The organism is Bradyrhizobium sp., from assembly GCF_036009065.1.
Lineage (GTDB): Bacteria > Pseudomonadota > Alphaproteobacteria > Rhizobiales > Xanthobacteraceae > Bradyrhizobium.
The window spans coordinates 15,558-28,280 of record NZ_DASYMN010000164.1; the positions used below are offsets into that span (position 1 = coordinate 15,558).

Consider the following 12,723-nt stretch of genomic DNA (forward strand, 5'->3'; position numbering starts at 1 on the left):
TCATCGTCATTGCCGGGCTTGACCCGGCAATCCATCTGCTTCGAAAAACTCTTGTGAAGAAGGATGGATGCGCGGGTCAAGCCCGCGCATGACGCGTGTGTGTCGGGCCGTCACACCCGAAAATGCTTGCTCAGCTTCAACCCCTGCGCCTGGTAGTTGGAGCCGATGCGCTGGCCGTATAGCGCGTCGGGGCGCGCCAGCATTTTTTCGTAGACCAGGCGGCCGACGATCTGGCCGTGCTCGAGGATGAACGGCACCTCGCGTGAACGAACCTCGAGCACCGCGCGAGAACCCTGCCCGCCAGCGCCGGCGTAGCCGAAGCCCGGATCGAAGAAGCCCGCATAATGCACGCGGAATTCGCCGACCAATGGATCGAACGGCACCATCTCGGCGGCGTAATCCGGCGGCACCTGCACCGCCTCTTTCGACGCCAGGATATAGAATTCGCCGGGATCGAGGATGAGGCTGCCGTCGGGCCGCGCGGCAATCGGCTCCCAGAATTCATCGACCGCGTAGCCGCCGCGGCGGTCGATATCGACCACCCCGGTGTGACGCTTGGCGCGATAGCCGACAAAACCGCCGGCGTTCTCACCGGAAAGGTCGACGCTCAGCGCCACGCCGTTGACGAGATCGGCGTCGTCGCAATCCACCAGCCGCTCCAGTTCGTGCAGCGCGTCGAGCTCATCGGCATCGAGGATGGCGTCGCCGGTACGAAACCGTACCTGCGACAGCCGCGATCCCTCGCGCAGCAGCACCGGAAATGTCTTTGGGCTGATCTCGGCATAGAGCGGGCCGTGATAACCCGCGCCGATCATGTCGAACCGCCGCGTACCGTCGGCGATCACGCGGGTGAACACGTCGAGCCGCCCGGTCGAGCTTTTCGGATTGGCCGCTGCGACGATCTCGGGCGGCAGTGCCAGGCTCTCCAGTAGCGGCACGATGTAGACGCAGTTGGTTTCCAGCACCGCGCCGTCGGACAGGTCGATTTCGTGCAGTTTCAGTTCGTCGATGCGTTCGGCCACCGTCGCGCCCGGTCCCGGCAAAAAGCTGGCGCGGACGCGATAGGCGGTGACGCCAAGACGCAGATCGAGGCTCGCGGGCTGGATCTGGCTTTCGACGAAGGGATATTCCGGCAGAATGAGGCCGGCATCCGCCATCGCCGCGATCATGCGGTCGGGCAGGATGCCATTGGCATCGGGGGCAAGCGTAAACGCCAATTGGTCCGTCCTCTCAAGACGCGTCCCTGCCATCCAGACGCTGAAAAGTAAGGCCTTTTACCGGTTATCCGATGGCCGCCTTGACGGAAAGGGCGCGGTGGATTAACAGCACGACTTATCCCGTGGTGATTTGAGCCGGCCGGCTTGCAGCCACGTTAAATAAGTCGCTAAACAGGCCGGGGACAGTGTGATCCCGGTCTGTGGAATTTTTTCCAGGCCGGTTTTTTTGTGCCCATTTTGGAAAGAAATGGTCACGATGGAGGTCGCATGTCTGACGCACCCACCGCCCGCTATCGCCCCGAAACCCGGCTGGTCCATTCCGGCACGCTGCGCTCGCAATTCGGCGAAACGTCCGAAGCGCTGTTCCTGACGCAAGGGTTCGTCTACGACACCGCCGAACAATGCGAAGCCCGGTTCAAGGGCGACGAGACCGGCTTTCTGTATTCGCGCTTTTCCAATCCGAACGTTTCGATGTTCGAGCGCCGCATGATCGAGCTCGAAGGCGCAGGCTCCGCGCGCGCCACCGCCACCGGCATGGCCGCGGTCACTACTGCGGTCCTTGCGCCGCTGAAGGCCGGCGACCATGTGGTCGCGGCGAAAGCGATGTTCGGCTCCTGCCGCTATGTGGTGGAAGACCTGCTGCCGCGCTACGGCATTGCCTCGACGCTGGTCGACGGCCTCGATCTGGAGCAGTGGAAGCAGGCGATGCGGCCCAACACCAAAAGCTGCTTTCTGGAAAGCCCGACCAACCCGACGCTCGACGTGCTCGATATAGGCGCCATCGCCGAGATCGCGCATCAGGCCGGCGCGCGACTGATCGTGGACAATGTGTTTGCGACGCCGATCTGGCAGAGCCCGCTGGAGCTGGGCGCCGACGTGGTGGTGTATTCAGCCACCAAGCACATCGACGGACAAGGCCGCTGTCTCGGCGGCATCATCCTGTCGTCGGAGGCGTTCATCGCCGACCACATCCATACCTTCCTGCGGCAGACCGGGCCGTCAATGTCGCCGTTCAACGCGTGGGTATTGCTGAAGGGACTGGAGACGCTGGCGATCCGCGTGCGCGCGCAGACCGAAACGGCAGCAGCGGTCGCCGACGCGCTGGCAACCCATCCGAAAATCTCAAAGCTGATCTATCCCGGCCGCGCCGATCATCCGCAAGCGGCACTGGTGAAAAAGCAGATGCGCGCGGGCTCGACGCTGGTCGGCTTCGAGGTCGAGGGCGGCAAGGCTGCAGCGTTCCGCATGCTCAACGCGCTGAAGCTCTCGCGCATCAGCAACAATCTCGGCGACGCCAAGAGCCTCGTCACCCATCCCGCGACCACGACGCATCAACGGCTGGCGCCCGAAGCGCGCGCCGAACTCGGTATCAGCGAGGGCTTTGTGCGCTTCTCGGCGGGACTCGAGCACCGCGACGATCTGATCGAGGATTTTGTCGCGGCGCTGGAAAGGGCTTAACTCATCGTGTCCCGGACGCGATGCGGCATTCTTCATGCCGCTTCGCAGAGCCGGGACCCCGCTTACGCAAGAAAGAAAGCTGGACCCCGGCTCTGCAGCGCATCACTTCGTTCTGCGCTGCGTCCGGGGAACGAACTACATCGGCTTGTACGCCTGCACATTGGCCGGCACGTTGACGCCGAGCTTGATCTGGCCGACCGACTTGATGATGTCGTCGCCGAGCAGTTGCGCGAAACAGGCGTAGCCCCAGTCGTTCATGTGCAGCCCGTCGGCGACGACAAAACTGTCGAACGGCATCGACTGTCCTTCATGCCAGTCCCGCATCACCTCGAAACGCGGGAAGAATCCGACGTGACGAAGTTCGGCGACTTTTCCGAGCAGTTTTACCATGCGGCTGGCGTTTTCGGCCTTGGCATTGACCGCGGGCGAATATTGCGGATCGACCAGCACGAGGTCGGCGCCGGCGGCCTGGATGCGGCCGACGCCCTCTTCGACCAGCTTGGCGGTCTCAGTAGGATCGAGATTGCGCAGCACCGCATTGGTGCCGACCTGCCAGATCACCAGATCCGGGTTCATATCGAGCACTTCGGTCTGCAGTCGCTTCATCATCTCAGGCGCGTCTTCGCCGCCCTTGCCGCGATTGACCACGGTGATGTCGGCGCCCGGATACTGCCGGCGCAGCTGCGCGGCGAGCCGGTTCGGATAGGTGAATTCCGGCGACGTGGCGCCGGCGCCCCAGGTCGATGACGATCCGAACGCAACGATCACCACCGGCTTGCCGGCGACCAGCTTGGCGGCGACATGCGGCAACGATCCCATGGTTTTGGCGCCGCCCTTCGGCGAGCGGCATGGCACCCGGCTCAAAATGTCGCCGGCCGATTTCGCGACTTCCTTGACCTTGTCGACCGCCTTGCTGGCGATGCTCTTTTGCGATCCGGTTGCCGGGTTCACCGATGCAACACTGCCGGCGCCGGGAGCTTGGGCGTTATCCGATGGTGCGGCCCGCGCCATCTCCGCGCGCGCCGCGCTGATCGACGCCGGTGTCAGCAGCGCAAGTGCTGCGATCGGCAAGGCCATGACGACGGCAAACTTGGAAGAAGGGCCGCGGAAACGCATTAACGCCAAATCCTCAATTCTGCTGGGCCGGACCGATGTGAGCCGCATCGATCACGAATTTCGACAGCGCGCGGCCAAGGCAGTCGTGGACCCGTCTTGCGAGCTCGGGTCCGTGGAAAGTGCTGAACAGGTCGAAATCTCCCTGCTCGTTCCAGTGGCGCATCACGGCGAACCGGTCGAACAGCGGAACGTCATGCTGCTGCGCCACCACGCGCATGTTATCTATGTAGGGACTGGCGGAAATCATCGTTTCGGTGCGTGGGCTATATTGCAGATTCATTAAAATTACGTCGGTTCCGGCATTTTGCAGTGCAGCAACGCCGTCGCCGACCGCAGCGCGAAAATCGTCGGGATCGATCGATCGCATAGCATCGACCGTGCCGGTCTGCCAGATGACCAAAGTCGGCTTTTTCGCCTCCACCAGCTTGCTTAAGCCTGCGGCGACCTCGTCCGCCGTCTTCTTGATCTGCAGCTCGACGTTTATGTTCACTTTCACCGCGGGCAGCTTCTCGCGAAGCGTCGCCTCCAGGCGGCCTGGATAGGCGGTCGCGTCCGGCGCGTTGATGGTCGAGGACCGGCTGCCGACCACCAGAATGTCCAATTTCCCGGTTTTTACGGCTTCCGCGACCTTGGGCAGCGAACTCTCGCTGGATAGCAGGTAGGCCGGAACCTCGCAGGTCCGAGGCGCGTCCTCGGCGCGCGCGGGCGCCACGGCCAAAAGACCGGCCAGCATTGCCAAGCCAAGGACGGCCTTCAAGTCGGCCTTCATACTGCCCCTCCCGCCATATCGGCGTTGCCGGCGGTGCTTCTTGTGCGCGACGGACCTTTCTCGGCAACCTGCTTGTACCACGAAAACAGCCATGCCGCGGCGGACATGATGACGATTCCGGAAATACTGATAACGAAGTGCATCCCCGCCCCGCCCGACACCTCGGCCAGCACGAAATGTCCGGCGAACGCCAGGAACACGCCGAGGCAGAAAATCTCCAGCGAGTGCTGGCCGCACAGGATCAGCGGCCGCAGCCACGGCGATTTCAATCCCGGCCAGTCCTTCGGCAGAAAGCGCACGGTGATCGCCGCCAGCGCCAGGAAATGCGCGAACCGCAGCACGTCGAGATCGGTCTTGGTAATGGGATACATCCACTGCTCGATGCGGCGCGGCATCAAATGATGGATTTGCGGGATGTGCCAGGTCAGCGTGACCCAGAACGCGGCGAGCAGGTAGGCCAGACAAATCCACATCGTCACCGGCGAGGACAGAATCCGCGACATCCGCCTGGCGCCGCCCAGCGCGCACCACGCGCCGAACACGAACAGCAACTGCCAGGCAAACGGGTTGAAGGCCCAGAACCCGTTCGGGTAGGCCGACAGATACCAGTCGAATTGCCAGGTCAGCGCATAGAGCAGGACCGATAGCCCGAGGGTCACATCGGGCCTGCGCTCCATCAGCCATATGATCAGCGGCAGAAACAGCATCAGCACGATGTAAAGCGGCAGTACGTCCATGTTGACCGGGCGGAATTTCAGCAGCAGCGCCTGGACGATGGTGACGTCCGGCTGCTTGAGGAAATCCAGAATCCCCATTTCTTCGGCGTAGAGCGGATTTTCGAAATGGCTGGCGACATAGGAAATCTCGGCGAGAAAGATGGTGAACAGAAACACGTGCGCGACATAGATCTGCCAGACCCGCTTCAGGATCCGCGCCGTCGCCACCACAAAACCGCGCTCGAACATGGCGCGGCCGTAAACGAACGCCGCGGTATAGCCCGAGATGAAAATGAAAATCTCGGTGGCGTCGGAAAAGCCGTAGTTCCGGATGGTGAACCAGGTCAGGATATTGGGCGGCAGATGGTCGATGAAGATCAGCCACAGCGCCAGCCCGCGAAACAAATCGAGCCGCAGTTCGCGCTCGGTTGCGGCCGCCGCAAACGAGATGGCCGGCGCCGATGGCGCTGCGCGCGCGCCATCGGCGCCCGCGATGGAAACCCCGGCAATCGAATCGGCAACGGTCGTCATCGGGTACCGCTTGGAGAACCTGGAATCGCGCGTTTCACCGCCACGAAAGACCGCATCGGCCGCTAACTTGCAAGCCATTTGCAGGGCAAAACCCGGCGCGCTTTAGATCAGAACTATGTTGAAACGACGGTAAGCCGGCGGCGCCGGGAACTTTCGAAGTTTGGTTTCGCCGGCGGTTTTCGCTATGATGTCCTTGCCGCATTTTCGGAAGATCGCCTGCATGTACCGCGCCGTGACCCGCCAGATTGAAGTCACCGTCGAGCCGAACTTCCTGCCGGAACGTTCGTCCGCCGAGCGGCAGCAATATTTCTGGTCCTACACCATCGTCATCACCAATTCGGGCAGGGAAACCGTGCAGTTGCGGACGCGGCACTGGATCATCACCGATGGCACCGGGCGAAAGCAGGAAGTCCGCGGCGAAGGCGTGGTCGGCGAACAGCCGGTGCTGGCGCCCGGCGAACGCTTCGAATACACCTCCGGCGTGCCGCTGCCCACCGCCTCGGGCATCATGACCGGCCGCTACCAGATGGTGACCGAAAGCGGCGAACGCTTCGAGATCGACGTGCCGACGTTTTCGCTGGATAGCCCGGAGGGGAAACGGACGTTGAATTAGCGTTCTTCACCTCGCCCCGCTCTTTGCGGGGAGAGGTCGAAGCCAAAGCGCAGCGAAGGCTTCGGGTGAGGGGCGAGGCACTGGGCTGAACACCCGCGAACGACTCTCGGGTCGGCGGGTTGCGGTGAAGGCTTTCGACCCGATAGGTTTTTGATTTGGCAAGCGCAGTGCCTGGCCCCTCACCCGCCGCGCATCTGGCGATGCGCGTCGACCTCTCCCCCGCGAAAGAGCGGGGCGAGGTTAAGAGATGCCTCGCTTCAAATTTCCGATTCATCGATTCAAACAGCCACGCTTCCGCGTTCTCGCGGCGCACTGCGTCCGAGGTTTGCCAGTCCCTCGCGAACCCAAGCGAGGGGGTGGAGCGGCGGGAGGCGCCAGGGCACCAACGGGCACCCTTAGAGGCGGGATTAACGTACCCACCTCGCGCGGCAAGGCACCGCGCGCGCCCAAGGCAGGCGCTGCGCCTCCCGGCGCTCCACCGGCCATCAGGCCGTCGGCTGGTCCGGGGCCCCGGTCCAGCCAGCTTTTGCTCTGTCCGCTGAGAGATCGCTTCTAGAAAGCGGCCCCTCATCGAGCAGGACACGGAATATATACAGCAGCGTGGGAATTACATCAATAGGAATTTTTAGGTTCCATCAATTATTTTGTGGCGATCCTGATGTCTCGTAGCCCGGATGGAGCGCAGCGCAATCCGCATAGCCGGTAGGGCGCAATAAGCGCAGCGCATTGCGCCATTCAGCGGCGGCGCAATGCGCTTCGCTTATTGCGCCCTACACTGTGCCGCGAAGCTGAATCCCGGATTTCGCTTCACTCTATCCGGGCTATGAGCTACATGACGTCAGGCGATAATTTTCATGCGGATATGCTCGCAACGATACGCCAGACTCGAAACATAAAGGCTCTGCCCTATTCTCCCAAAAATAATCATCGGGAACTGGGCCTCTCTTTGGAAGCCCTCGTCAAGCTTGTTTCGGACAAACGAGGCGAACTTACACGAACGATGGATTGGTAGCCGCGTTGCTTAGCGATTTTTGTGCGGCGTGTTCCCCTCCCCCTCATCGCTCGCCAGCAACCCCTTCACCGCGCGCTTCCATCCCTTAAGCTTCCGCTCCCGCGTCGCCGCGCTCATCGCCGGCTTGAACCTGCGCTCCAGCCGCCAGTTGTCGGCGAATTTCGCCGGCTCCGGATAGACGCCGGCGCTGAGCCCCGCGAGGTAGGCGGCGCCCAGCGCCGTCGTCTCCTGGATCATCGGCCGATCCACCGGGGCGTCGAGCAAATCGGCGAGGCGCTGCAGGGTCCAGTCCGACGCGGTCATGCCGCCGTCGACGCGAAGCACGGTGTTGGCGGTCTTTGCGTCCGGCCAGTCGGCGCGCATCGCGGCCCACAGATCGAAAGTCTGGTAGCAGACGCTCTCCAGCGCGGCGTGCGCGAGTTCGGCCGGCGTGGTGTTGCGGGTCAGGCCGAACAGCGCGCCGCGCACCCGGGGATTCCAGTAGGGCGCCCCTAAGCCGACGAAGGCCGGCACCAGATAGACGCTTTGTGCGGAGTCGGACTTGTCGGCGAGCGGGCCAGTGTCGGAGGCCTGCGTGATGACGCCGAGGCCGTCGCGCAGCCACTGCACCGCGGAGCCGGCGACGAAGATCGAGCCTTCCAGCGCGTAGGTGCGTTTGCCGTCGAGCTGATAGGCGATGGTGGTGAGCAGCTTGTTGCTGGATTGCACAGGGGTTGAGCCGGTGTTGAGAAGGGCAAAACACCCGGTGCCGTAGGTGGATTTCATCATGCCCGGCGAGAAGCAGGCCTGCCCGATGGTGGCGGCCTGCTGGTCGCCGGCGATGCCGCGGATCGAAATAGTGCCGCCGAACAATTCGGGCAGGCTGTCGCCGAAATGGTGCGAAGAATCCTTCACCTCCGGCAGCATCGAACGCGGCACGCGCAGAATGCTCAGCAGTTCGTCGTCCCATTCACCGCTGTGAATGTTGAACAGCAGCGTGCGCGAGGCGTTGGTGGCATCTGATGCGTGGACCTTGCCGCCGGTCAGCCGCCACAACAGATAGGCGTCGACGGTGCCGAATAGCAATTCGCCCCGGTCCGCGCGCGCGCGGGCGCCGGGGACATGGTCGAGGATCCACGCGACTTTCGTGCCGGAAAAATACGGATCGACGATCAGCCCGGTTTTCGCCGAGATCGCCGGCTCGTGGCCATCGGCCTTCAGTTTTGCGCAGATGTCGGCAGTGCGGCGATCCTGCCAGACGATGGCGCGGTGGATGGCCTGCCCCGTCGCGCGGTTCCACACCACCGTGGTCTCGCGCTGGTTGGTGATGCCGATCGCGGCGATGTCTTTTGCGGCGAGGCCGGCTTTTTTCAGGGCTTCGCGGCAGGTGGCGATGGTGGAGGTCCAGATGTCCTCCGGCTCGTGCTCGACCCAGCCGGATGCGGGAAAATGCTGCGGGAATTCCTGCTGCGCCGAAGCTGCGATGGAGATGTCCTGCCGGAACACGATCGCGCGCGAGGAGGTGGTGCCCTGATCGATGGCAAGGACGTAGGACATGGCGGCGTTTTCCGGAGTGCTTGTTGGTGTCGCGGTCAAGCAAGCCGGATCAGGAATGGTTCGTCAATATGATGAACGCGACGCATCTCTTCACCCTCCCCTGAAGGGGGAGGGTCCGCGAACATCGAGCGAAGCGAGATATGCGACGGGGCGGGGTGAAGCAACAACGGCAGCGCAGCGGATGAACGGTTCACCCCACCCCGCCGCGAATTTCATTCGCGGCGACCCTCCCCCTCCAGGGGAGGGTGAAGCGCCTACACCGACGCCGTGGTGACGCCGCCGTCGACCACGATGGTCTGCCCGGTCATGAAGCTGGATGCGTCGGAGGCAAGATACGCCACCGCGCCGGCGATCTCGTCCGGCTCGCCGATGCGGCGCAAGGGGGTGGTGGCGCAGCGGCGTTTCAGGCGCTCCTCGTCTTCCCACAGCGCGCGGGCGAAATCGGTTTTCACCAGCCCCGGCGCCACGCAATTAACGCGCACGCCCTTGGGGCCCCATTCGCCGGCGAGGCTGCGGCACAGCGCGAAATCGGCCGCCTTGGAAATCCCGTAGGCGCCGATCACGGTGGAGCCGCGCAGGCCGCCGATCGAGGAGACGATCACCACCGAGCCGCCTCCCCGCTCCGCCATCTGCGGAATCGCGAGGCTGCACAGCCAGATGTTGCTCTTGACGTTGGAGCCCATGATCTTGTCGAAGGCTTCATCCGATATGTCGAGCAGCGGACCGTAATAAGGATTCACCGCGGCGTTGCAGATGAGGATGTCGACCTTGCCGTAATGCTTGATGCTGCCCGCGATCAGCGCTTCGACCTCGGGTTTTCGCGAAATGTTGCAGGGAATCACATGGGCGTCGCCGCCCGCTTTGCGGATGCCCTCGGCGGCGGCCTCGCAGGCTTCAGCCTTGCGGCTGGAGATTACGACTTTCGCGCCGAGTTTCGCCAGCAGTTCGGCCGAGGAACGGCCGATGCCGCGGCTGGAGCCGGTGACGACGGCGACCTTGCCGGTGAGATCGAAGGGGGTGGATTGCATTGGAGTCTCCCTCTCGCGTCATTCCGGGATGCGCCACTTGGCGCAGGCCCGGAATCCATACTCCCTGTGCTGGCGTATGGATGCTGAGCTCGAACACTGGGGTTATGGATTCCGGGCTCGCGCGAAGGCGCGCGCCCCGGAATGACGAATTAAACCAACCCGCCCTGCTCGCTGACGCGGCGCAGGTGGTAGTCGGTGTCACCGAAGGTGTTCTCGATCATGGTGAGACGCTTGAAGTAGTGGCCGATCTTGGCCTCCATGGTCATGCCGATGCCGCCATGCAGCTGGATCGCCTGCTGGCCGACGAACTTTGCGCTCTTGCCGATCTGCACCTTGGCGGCGGCGACAGCATTGGCGCGCTCCTTGGCGTCCTCGAAATCCGCGGCCATGGTGGCGAACATCGACATGCTGCGCGCCTGTTCGACCGCAACGAACATGTCGGCGGCGCGATGCTGCAGCACCTGGAAGCTGCCGATCGGCACGCCGAACTGGGTGCGGGTCTTCAGATATTCCACGGTGGACTTCAGCGATTCATCCATCGCGCCGACCGCTTCGGCGCATATCGCGATGCGGGCGTCGTCGACCACCTGCTCGATCAGCGGCAGGCTATCTTCCGGATCGCCGATCGTGGCATCGGCGCCGACCTCGACGCCGGTGAAGGTGATGTCGGCGGCGTGCAGGCCGTCCTGGGTCGGATAGCCCTTTTTCGAAACGCCATTGGCGTTGCCAGGCACCAGGAACACGCCGATGCCGCTGCTGTCGCGCTGGCCGCCCCCGGTGCGCGCGGTGACCACCAGCGTGTCGGCGGCCTCACCGTTGAGCACGACGAATTTCTCGCCGTCGATCACCCAGCCGTCGCCTTTTCTCTTGGCCGAGGTCGAAACGTCATTGAGATCGTAGCGCGAGTTCTTCTCGAGCTGCGCGAAGGCAAACGTCTTGCTGCCCTCGATGATGTCGGGGATGTGCCCGGCCTTTTGTTCGGCCGAGCCGCCGCGGCGCAAAAATCCGCCGCCGAGCACCACGGTCGGCAAGTAAGGCTCCAGCAGCAGCGCCTTGCCCAGCGCCTCCATCACGATCATGGTCTCGACCGCGCCGGCGCCGAAGCCGCCGTCGTCTTCCGAAAACGGCAGCCCGAGCAGGCCCTGCTCGGCGAGCTTGTTCCACATGCTCCTGCTCCAGCCGCCTTTTTCGGCGGCGTATTTCTTGCGGCTATCGAAGTCATAGGAGCTGTTCAAGAGCCCATCGACGCTCTCCTTGAGAAGCCGCTGCTCCTCGGACAAATCAAAATCCATTTTTCTTCTTTCCTCACAAACCAAATCAAAGTTCGTCATTCCGGGACACGCCGCTTGGCGTGGGCCCGGAATCCATAACCCCAGTCGTGGTTATGGATTTCGGGCTCGCGCCTTCGTCGCGCCCCGGAATGACGGTGGTTACAGCCCCAGCACCGCCTTGGTGATGATGTTGCGCTGGATCTCGTTGGAGCCGCCGTAGATCGAGACCTTGCGGTTGTTGAAATAGCTCGGCGCGATCTGCGCGGTCCAGTCCATCGCCTCGTTGCTGCCGTCGTCGCCGTGTTCGTCGAAAGGCGCGGCGAACGGGCCGATCACTTCCATCAACAGTTCGGTGGTGGCCTGCTGGATTTCCGAGCCCTTGATCTTGAGCACCGAGGACGCCGGGTTGGGCTTGCCCTTGCCGTGCTTGCCCTCGTCGGCAACCACGCGCAATTGCGTCAGCTCCAGCGCCTTCAGCTCGATCTCGACATCGGCGAGTTTTTCGCGGAATTTTGCGTCTTCCATGACAGGCCTGCCGCCGGACTCGACCTTGGACGCGAGATCCTTGATGCGGCGGATGCGCTCCTTGGAGACGCCGACCCGCGCGATTCCGGTGCGTTCGTTGCCGAGCAGGAATTTGGCATAGTCCCAGCCCTTGTTCTCCTCGCCGACCAGGTTTTCAACGGGCACCTCGACGTCGTCGAAGAACACCTCGTTGACCTCGAGGCCGCCGTCGATGGTCTGGATCGGACGCACCGTGATGCCCTTGGTCTTCATGTCGATCAGGATGAAGGAGATGCCGGACTGCTTTTTCGCGCCGGGATCGGTGCGGCACAGGCAGAAGATCCAATCGGCGTATTGCGCGAGCGTGGTCCAGGTTTTCTGGCCGTTGACGATATACTTGTCGCCGCGGCGCTCGGCCTTGGTCTTCAGGGAAGCGAGGTCGGAGCCCGACCCGGGCTCCGAAAAGCCCTGGCACCACCAGTCCTCGACATTGGCGATGCGCGGCAGATAGCGCTTCTTCTGTTCTTCGCTGCCGAAGGTGTAGATCACCGGGCCGACCATGCTGACGCCGAAGGCGAGCGGCGCCGGCGCCGGCGCCATCTGCAGTTCCTCATTGAAGATGTAATGCTGCACCGAGCTCCAGCCGGTGCCGCCATATTCCTTCGGCCAGTGCGTGACGTGCCAGCCCTTCTTGTTCAGGATGCGCCACCACTCGACCATCTCGTCCTTGCTGACATGACGGCCTTCCTGCAATTTCCGCCGCGTGTCCGGCGGCACGTTGTCGCGGAAGAACGCCCGCACGTCCTCGCGGAACGCTATTTCGTCCTTGCTGAAAGCGAGATCCATCGGATCCTCCTGCTGTGTGAAGAAAATTTAAACCCCCGTCATTCCGGGGCGGGAGCGAAGCGACCGAGCCCGGAATCCACAACCACGAGTCGGGGTTATGGATTCC

The 12,723-nt window shown here is 63.0% G+C and carries 10 protein-coding genes and 1 riboswitch; of the genes, 2 read left to right on the plus strand and 8 right to left on the minus strand.

The window, feature by feature from the left end; all coding sequences use genetic code 11:
• Positions 1-110: 110 nt before the first annotated feature.
• Entirely contained in the window at positions 111-1,217 is a 1,107-nt protein-coding gene (locus VGP39_RS09945) for a 2'-deoxycytidine 5'-triphosphate deaminase (protein WP_327567937.1), read from the minus strand.
• A 112-nt stretch (positions 1,218-1,329) separates the two neighbouring features.
• Positions 1,330-1,409, plus strand: a riboswitch (SAM riboswitch).
• 75 nt (positions 1,410-1,484) lie between these two features.
• Between VGP39_RS09945 and VGP39_RS09950 the strand changes: the two genes are divergently transcribed.
• Positions 1,485-2,675 (plus strand): O-succinylhomoserine sulfhydrylase, encoded by a 1,191-nt coding sequence (locus tag VGP39_RS09950; protein WP_327567938.1) that lies wholly within the window; start codon positions 1,485-1,487, stop codon positions 2,673-2,675.
• Between the two features lie 135 nt (positions 2,676-2,810).
• On the opposite strand, the gene VGP39_RS09955 is transcribed toward VGP39_RS09950, so the two are convergent.
• Genes VGP39_RS09955 through VGP39_RS09965 form a run of 3 tightly spaced genes read right to left on the minus strand, consistent with a single transcriptional unit; the run spans position 2,811 to position 5,807 of the window.
• Complete coding sequence (locus tag VGP39_RS09955) at positions 2,811-3,791, minus strand: SGNH/GDSL hydrolase family protein (protein ID WP_327567939.1); 981 nt, start codon at positions 3,789-3,791, stop codon at positions 2,811-2,813.
• Positions 3,792-3,804: 13 nt separating this feature from the next.
• Positions 3,805-4,560 (minus strand): SGNH/GDSL hydrolase family protein, encoded by a 756-nt coding sequence (locus tag VGP39_RS09960; RefSeq protein ID WP_327567940.1) that lies wholly within the window; start codon positions 4,558-4,560, stop codon positions 3,805-3,807.
• The gene (locus VGP39_RS09965) at positions 4,557-5,807 is read right to left on the minus strand and encodes an OpgC domain-containing protein (RefSeq protein ID WP_327567941.1); all 1,251 of its coding nucleotides are present in this window, start codon (positions 5,805-5,807) and stop codon (positions 4,557-4,559) included. Before VGP39_RS09965 ends, VGP39_RS09960 begins: the two co-directional genes overlap by 4 nt.
• A gap of 220 nt (positions 5,808-6,027) precedes the next feature.
• Here VGP39_RS09965 and apaG point away from each other — a divergent pair, with 220 nt between their 5' ends.
• On the plus strand, positions 6,028-6,420 hold the full coding sequence (apaG, locus tag VGP39_RS09970; protein WP_327567942.1) for a Co2+/Mg2+ efflux protein ApaG: 393 nt from the start codon (positions 6,028-6,030) through the stop codon (positions 6,418-6,420).
• Positions 6,421-7,441: 1,021 nt separating this feature from the next.
• Here apaG and glpK read toward each other — a convergent pair.
• The 4 genes from glpK to pimC form a co-directional block, all read right to left on the minus strand.
• Entirely contained in the window at positions 7,442-8,968 is a 1,527-nt protein-coding gene (gene glpK / locus VGP39_RS09975; protein ID WP_327567943.1) for a glycerol kinase GlpK, read from the minus strand.
• Between the two features lie 254 nt (positions 8,969-9,222).
• The gene (locus VGP39_RS09980) at positions 9,223-9,996 is read right to left on the minus strand and encodes an SDR family oxidoreductase (protein ID WP_327567944.1); all 774 of its coding nucleotides are present in this window, start codon (positions 9,994-9,996) and stop codon (positions 9,223-9,225) included.
• Positions 9,997-10,145: 149 nt separating this feature from the next.
• Positions 10,146-11,288, minus strand: coding sequence for a pimeloyl-CoA dehydrogenase small subunit (pimD, locus tag VGP39_RS09985; RefSeq protein ID WP_327567945.1), 1,143 nt, complete (start codon positions 11,286-11,288; stop codon positions 10,146-10,148).
• A 138-nt stretch (positions 11,289-11,426) separates the two neighbouring features.
• Positions 11,427-12,617 carry a pimeloyl-CoA dehydrogenase large subunit gene (gene pimC, locus VGP39_RS09990; RefSeq protein ID WP_327567946.1) on the minus strand — a complete coding sequence of 397 codons (1,191 nt, stop codon included), beginning with the start codon at positions 12,615-12,617 and terminating at the stop codon, positions 11,427-11,429.
• Between the last annotated feature and the right edge of the window lie 106 nt (positions 12,618-12,723).